This window comes from Planktotalea sp. (assembly GCF_049680325.1).
Lineage (GTDB): Bacteria > Pseudomonadota > Alphaproteobacteria > Rhodobacterales > Rhodobacteraceae > Planktotalea.
Map to the genome: position 1 here is coordinate 1 of NZ_JBAUHO010000379.1, position 6869 is coordinate 6869.

The following is a 6869-nucleotide window of genomic DNA, read 5'->3' on the forward strand; positions in this document are numbered from 1 at the left end:
GCTCAAAGTGCCTGTAAACGCGATCTAAGGACCATAGAAATGGATATCAAAACCCTCACCGCAGGTGTTTCAGTCGCCGAGCAGATCACAACCGCTGATCTCAAAACGATCAAAGACGCGGGTTTTCGCGCGATCATCTGCAACCGCCCTGATGGTGAGGGCGCCGATCAACCAACCTTCGACGAGATTGCAAAAGCAGCCAAGAAACTGGGGCTAGAAGCATCCTATCTCCCCATCGTGGCGGGCAAGGTCTCTGACACAGACGCGTCCGACTTTGACGCGGCCGTCTCCGCCCTGCCCGGCCCCGTTCTGGCCTATTGCCGCACTGGCACGCGCTCGACCACGCTTTGGTCCTTGTCCCAAGCGGGCACGCGCAGCGTTGCCGACATCCTCGCCGCGACCAAAGCGGCGGGCTATGACATGGGCGGCGTTGTGCGCCGTATCGTGAACGGCGGCAAGACCCCCACAGACACAGGCGACGCCAGCTTTGACGTTGTGATCGTTGGCGCAGGCGCGGGCGGTATTTCAGCCGCCGCCAGCCTGCGCGCGCGCAAGCCTGATCTGGATATCGCGGTGATCGATCCCGCTGACATCCACTACTATCAACCGGGTTGGACCATGGTCGGCGGCGGCATCTTTGAAGCCCAGCAAACCGCGCGCACCATGGGCTCGCTCATTCCAAGCGGTGTGCATTGGATCAAATCCGCCGTTGCCGCGTTCGAACCTGAAAACAACGCTGTTATCCTTGATGGTTGCCGCGTCGTGAAATACGACCGCCTGATCGTCTGCCCGGGGATCAAGCTGGACTGGAACAAGGTCGAAGGCCTTGTTGAAACGCTCGGCCACAACGGCGTCACCTCGAATTACCGCTATGATCTCGCCCCCTACACATGGAAGCTGGTCAGCGAAATGATCGAAGGACGCGCGATCTTCACGCAGCCGCCCATGCCGATCAAATGCGCAGGCGCGCCGCAAAAGGCGATGTATCTCTCTGGCGACGCATGGCACCGCCGCGGCGTTCTCAAAGATATCGACATCCAGTTCAACAATGCCGGCGGCGTGCTGTTCGGGGTCAAGGATTACGTCCCTGCCCTGATGGAATACGTCAAGAAATACGACGCCTCCCTCAATTTCTTCCACAATCTTGTCGCCGTAGACGGCCCTGCGAAAAAAGCATGGTTTGATGTCTCCAAGCCCGACACGCCTGTTGAACGCGTCGAGATGGACTTTGACATGATGCACGTCTGCCCACCGCAGGTCGCGCCTGATTTCATCCGTGTTTCGCCGCTTGCCGACGCCGCAGGCTGGGTCGATGTGGATCAGGCCACACTGCGCCACAAGACCTACGACAACATCTGGTCGCTTGGCGATGTGATGAACGCACCGAACGCGAAAACAGCCGCTGCTGCGCGTATCCAGGCGCCCATCGTCGCTGAAAACCTCGTCGCGGACATCAACGGCCATGCGCCAAGCGCGCAATACAACGGTTATGGCTCCTGCCCGCTGACGGTTGAGCGCGGAAAGATCGTTCTGGCAGAATTCGGCTATGGCGGCGCGATGCTGCCCAGCTTCCCCAAGTTTGTGATTGATGGCACCAAACCGTCGCGCGCAGCTTGGTTCCTCAAGGAAAAGATGCTGCCGCCGATCTATTGGAAAGCGATGCTCAAAGGCCGTGAATGGATGGCCAAGCCCGAAAAAGTCACCGTTTCCTAAACGCCCCCTGCCCCTGCGCTTACCCGCAGGGGACCTACAATATCCGAGACCCCAATGCCCGATTTCAAGCGCTACCTGCCCATTCTTACGTGGGGACAGGACTACAACAAATCCGCCCTCACCAACGATTTGATGGCCGCGTTCATTGTGACGATCATGCTGATCCCGCAATCGCTCGCTTATGCTTTGTTGGCTGGTTTGCCGCCAGAGGCAGGTCTTTACGCCTCTATCGTGCCGATCATGCTTTATGCAGTGTTCGGCACCTCGCGTGCGCTTGCGGTTGGTCCCGTCGCGGTTGTTTCCCTTATGACCGCCGCCGCGCTCAGCAATATTGTTGAGCAAGGCACCATGGGTTACGCCGTTGCCGCGCTCTCGCTTGCAGGGCTTTCAGGCGTCATTTTGCTCGCAATGGGCCTTTTTAGACTCGGATTCGTCGCGAATTTCCTGTCTCACCCCGTGATTGCCGGCTTCATCACAGCGTCCGGCATCATCATCGCAGCAAGCCAGTTAAAGCATATCCTTGGCATTGATGCGCACGGTCACAATCTACTTGATCTGGTAATTTCACTTGTGAAACACCTGCCCGAAATCAACTGGATCACGGCAATCATCGGCATTGCTGCGACGGGCTTTCTGTTCTGGGTCCGCAAGGGGCTTAAACCCCTGCTCGAAGGCCTGGGTCTGAACGCGACCCTCACAGGCGTCGCCGTCAAAGCAGGCCCCGTCGCCGTTGTCGTCGTCACCACCCTTGTTGTCTGGCTCTTTGGCCTGTCCGAGCACGGCGTCAAAATTGTTGGCGCCGTTCCACAATCACTCCCACCACTCACGTTCCCTTCGCTTTCTCCGTCTCTTATCGGTCAACTCTTGGTTCCTGCGATCCTGATCTCGCTCATCGGTTTCGTTGAAAGCATCTCTGTCGCGCAAACACTGGCCGCGAAGAAACGCCAACGCATCGACCCCGACCAGGAACTTATCGGTCTGGGCGCTGCAAACATCGGGGCCTCACTCACGGGCGGCTTTCCGGTCACTGGGGGCTTTTCCCGCTCTGTCGTCAATTTCGACGCGGGCGCGGAAACCCCCGCGGCGGGTGCTTTCACCGCCGTCGGCCTCGCCTTCGCAGCACTTGCACTAACGCCGCTGATCTTCTTCCTACCCAAAGCAACGCTCGCCGCGACAATTATCGTCGCCGTGCTCAGCCTCGTGGATTTCTCCATCCTCAAACGCGCGTGGGGCTATTCAAAGGCCGATTTCGCCGCCGTTTCTGCAACCATTCTGCTCACCCTCGCCTTCGGCGTCGAGGCAGGCGTATCCGCTGGCGTCGGTCTGTCGATCCTGCTGCACCTCTATAAGTCATCCAAGCCCCATATCGCCGAGGTCGGCCTCGTTCCCGGCACCGAGCATTTCCGCAATATTCTACGCCATGAGGTCATCACCAACCCCGCCGTTGTGACCCTGCGCGTCGATGAAAGCCTATACTTCGCCAATGCCCGTTTTCTGGAAGATCAGATCCACGCACGGGTCACCCGCGACAAGAATATCCGCCATGTGATCCTGCAATGCTCCGCGATCAATGACATTGATCTCTCTGCGCTGGAATCGCTGGAAATGATAAATGAACGTCTGAAGGAAATGGACGTCAAACTGCATCTGTCCGAAGTCAAAGGCCCCGTCATGGACCGCCTCACACAGGCGCATTTCCTACAGGACATGACAGGCCGCGTCTTTCTGAGCCAGTTCGAGGCCGCTCAAGCGTTGCGTTACTAAGGGCAACACTACATATTGCGTCATCGCCTAAATCTGCGAAATCTACTTTGTCCTTGCGCGAATCCCGCTCTTGGGTCAATAGTCACGGAAAAACATGGGTACACGATAAAAACCGTGACCCGATAAACCAGAGCCTAACAAGGCATTGGTCCGAGCAAAGTAGAGCCTAACAAGGCGCAAGAGAGCAAGCAATGACAAGAGCCCCGTCCGAGGACTCCCTCAATCAGGTGATACGCCACCACTCCGAATGGTTGGCGAACCAGTTGCATACCCAACGCGAAAACCTCTTTCCGCCCGATGCCTCCAAGCAAATGCGCACCTTCACCTCTGGTGAGGCGGCAGCGCTGCTTGGCATCAACGACAGCTATCTGCGCAAACTGCATCTGGATGGCAAAGGCCCAAATCCCGAAGTCACACAAGGCAATCGGCGCCATTATAGCGCCCATGACATCCAGGCCCTGCGCGAACTCCTTGAGAAAACCGCGCGCAAACCCGGTGATTACCTGCCCGGTCGGCGCGGCGACGATCATTTGCAAATCATCGGTGTGATGAATTTCAAGGGCGGCTCTGGCAAAACCACCACTTCCGCCCATCTTGCCCAGTATCTTGCGCTGCAAGGCTACCGCGTGCTGGCGATCGACCTTGATCCGCAAGCCTCCTTCACCGCCCTGCACGGCGTCCAGCCAGAGGTGGACCTGCCAGAGGGTGGAACCCTTTACGATGCGATCCGCTACGAGGACCCCGTCCCGATAAAGTCCATTATTAGACCCACATATATCCCCAATCTGGACCTGATCCCGGGCAATCTCGAACTCATGGAATTCGAACATGAAACCCCCCGCGCCCTGTCACAAGGCAACGCAGGTCTGTTCTTTTTCAGGGTCAAGGATGTGCTGAATTCGGTGCAGGACGACTATGATGTCGTCGTCATCGACTGCCCGCCCCAGCTAGGCTTCCTCACCATGTCCGCGCTTTCCGCCGCGACGGGTGTGCTGGTCACTATCCATCCCGAAATGCTCGATGTTATGTCAATGAGCCAGTTTCTACGCATGACCGCCGATCTGATGGACGTTATCGCCGACAGCGGCGCCGATATGTCCCATGACTGGATGCGCTACGTGCTGACCCGCTATGAACCGGCCGACGCGCCGCAAAATCGCATCGTCGCCTTTTTGCGCACCATGTACGGCGATAGCGTGCTCAATTCACCGATGCTCAAATCCACCGCGATTTCAGATGCCGGTCTCACCAAACAAACGCTTTATGAGGTCGAACGCTCCGGCTTTACCCGCGCCACCTATGACCGCGCGCGCGAAAGTCTGGACGCGCTCAACGGCGAAGTCGCTGATCTTATCCAGAAAACATGGGGGCGCGTATGAGCGACAGCAAAAAGAAACGCATGGCCATGCTCGACACGCTTGCTGCGGCTGGCTCCCCTGCCCCGCCGCCCTCGCTCTCTGCCTCGCGCCCCTTGCGCGCGGCGCGCGACGCGGTGGACAGCCACAAGGTCTGGGATCTTGATCCCTACCAGATCATCGACGAACGCATTGCGGATCGCCTTGATCCTGCCGATGTGGATGACCTGCGCACCAGCATCGAGGCGACGGGTCAAACCGTGCCTATTCTGGTGCGCCGTCACCCCTCGCAAACGGATCGCTACCTGCTGGTCTATGGTCGCAGGCGGCTCGAGGCTGTGCGCAGCTCCGATACCGTTCACACGATCAAGGCGCTCATTGCCAATCTTGACGCAGATCACGCGATTGAGGCCCAAATCAGCGAAAACATGGCCCGCCGCGATCTTAGCTACATCGAAAAGGCGCTCTTTGCCCATGAGCTGATCGAGGGCGGCTTTGGAAACCAGACCCGCGTTGCAGAGGTGTTGACCGTTACCAAATCATCCATCTCCATGGCGCTTGGCATTATCGCCGCCCTTGGCCCTGATCTGGTGCGCGCGATTGGTCCTGCCCACGCAATCGGGCGGCCACGTTGGGACGCGCTTGCACAGGCGGTCGAGGCGTCCCATCGCAGCCAGAAAGAGCTGATCGACATTGCTGAAAACGCCCGCGACAAGGTCCTGGTAGACACCGTGGTTATCGGACCAGAGCAAGGCGACACCTCTGTCGACGTGTTCGAAGCCGTGTGGAACGCCGTCGCACCGACCGCTCCAGCCAAGCCAAAGGCGAAAAAACCCAAGCCACTTGCGCGCACATTAACCGCAGCAGGCAAGCCAACAGGCACGCTTCAGCGCACAGCAAACGGGTTGAAAATGGAATTACAGCAAGGCGCGTTTGCAGATTGGCTGGAAGGCCAGATGCAAACCCTTCTGGACGAACTTCACGAGCGTTTTGACGCGCGCGGCGAAGACTAAACGAGCAAAGAAAAACAGGAGGCACACAGTAGACATAGAAAAGGTCCCGCAAAGCATTCACCCCACGAGACCCTTGTAAGTAGCATTCCAAAGGTAGGGTTGTACGCCGAATTTCGCAAGTCCAAAGTGATTCGCGGGCCCGATAAATGTGTCTGAGTGACAGAAAGTATGAGCTATCACCCCAGAACGCCCTTCCGGCGCGCCTATGATGCTGCGCGGCTGAAAGATTTCGACGCCCGGCAAGATCAAATTGTCGCTGCGCCCGTGAACAAATGGGACGCCTTGCGCGAACTCGGTGTTGCACGCGCCGCCTTTGGCCTGTCCGATCGCACGCTAACTGTGTTGCAGGCCCTTCTTGGCTTTCATCCAGAGAACGAGCTGTCCACCGCCAGCGCCCCGCCTATTGTTTACCCGTCAAATGCAACCATTTGCGCGCGCTTGAACGGCATGCCGTGCTCGACCATGCGCCGCCATCTTGCGGCATTGATAAAGGCCGGTTTTCTCATTCGCCGCGACAGCCCCAATGGCAAGCGCTTCAAGCGTGACTATGGCACTACGCTTCAGGCCTTCGGTTTCGATCTTTCCCCTTTGGTGATCCGTTTTGAAGAAGTGCAGCAAACAGCCGAGCGTATTCGCGCAAGCGAAGCCCATATCGCAGGCCTGCGCCTTGATGCGTCATTGATGCGCCGCGATCTGGCAGCCCTTAGTGAACTCGCCCGGTTTGAACGCCCTGATCTGACAATCTGGGACGCGTTCGATGACCTCGCCCGGCTTTTTGCCCGTGAGCTACGTCGCAAGCTTGATGCCCCTGCCCTAAGCGATCTTACATCCCGGCTTGCCAACGCTTTGGAAGACCTTCAACAGCTCATTTCCCGCCATATTCCCACCGAAACGAGCAGCAGCACTGCCCAAATTGAGCACCAACATCAGAATTCAAATAAAGATATAGAAACAGTAAATAGTGCGAGCGTTGTGGATACGGTTTCACAAGACATCAAAAGCCAGACTGTGCTTTCCGTTTCTC

Annotated in this window: 5 protein-coding genes; all 5 read left to right on the top strand. The window is 57.6% G+C overall.

From position 1 onward, the window contains the following. The first annotated feature begins 39 nt into the window (after positions 1-39). On the top strand, positions 40-1713 hold the full coding sequence (locus WBC85_RS16865) for a TIGR01244 family sulfur transferase (protein ID WP_424440066.1): 1674 nt from the start codon (positions 40-42) through the stop codon (positions 1711-1713). A 54-nt stretch (positions 1714-1767) separates the two neighbouring features. Next, positions 1768-3477: a SulP family inorganic anion transporter gene (locus WBC85_RS16870; protein WP_424440069.1), complete on the top strand. Its 1710-nt coding sequence runs from the start codon at positions 1768-1770 to the stop codon at positions 3475-3477. A 191-nt stretch (positions 3478-3668) separates the two neighbouring features. Continuing rightward, positions 3669-4856, top strand: coding sequence for a plasmid partitioning protein RepA (gene repA, locus WBC85_RS16875; RefSeq protein WP_424440072.1), 1188 nt, complete (start codon positions 3669-3671; stop codon positions 4854-4856). After that, positions 4853-5845, top strand: a complete 993-nt coding sequence (repB, locus tag WBC85_RS16880) for a plasmid partitioning protein RepB (protein WP_424440075.1) — start codon at positions 4853-4855, stop codon at positions 5843-5845. Before repA ends, repB begins: the two co-directional genes overlap by 4 nt. Positions 5846-6013: 168 nt before the next feature. Then, on the top strand, positions 6014-6869 hold an 856-nt coding region (gene repC, locus WBC85_RS16885; RefSeq protein WP_424440078.1), incomplete at its 3' end, for a plasmid replication protein RepC.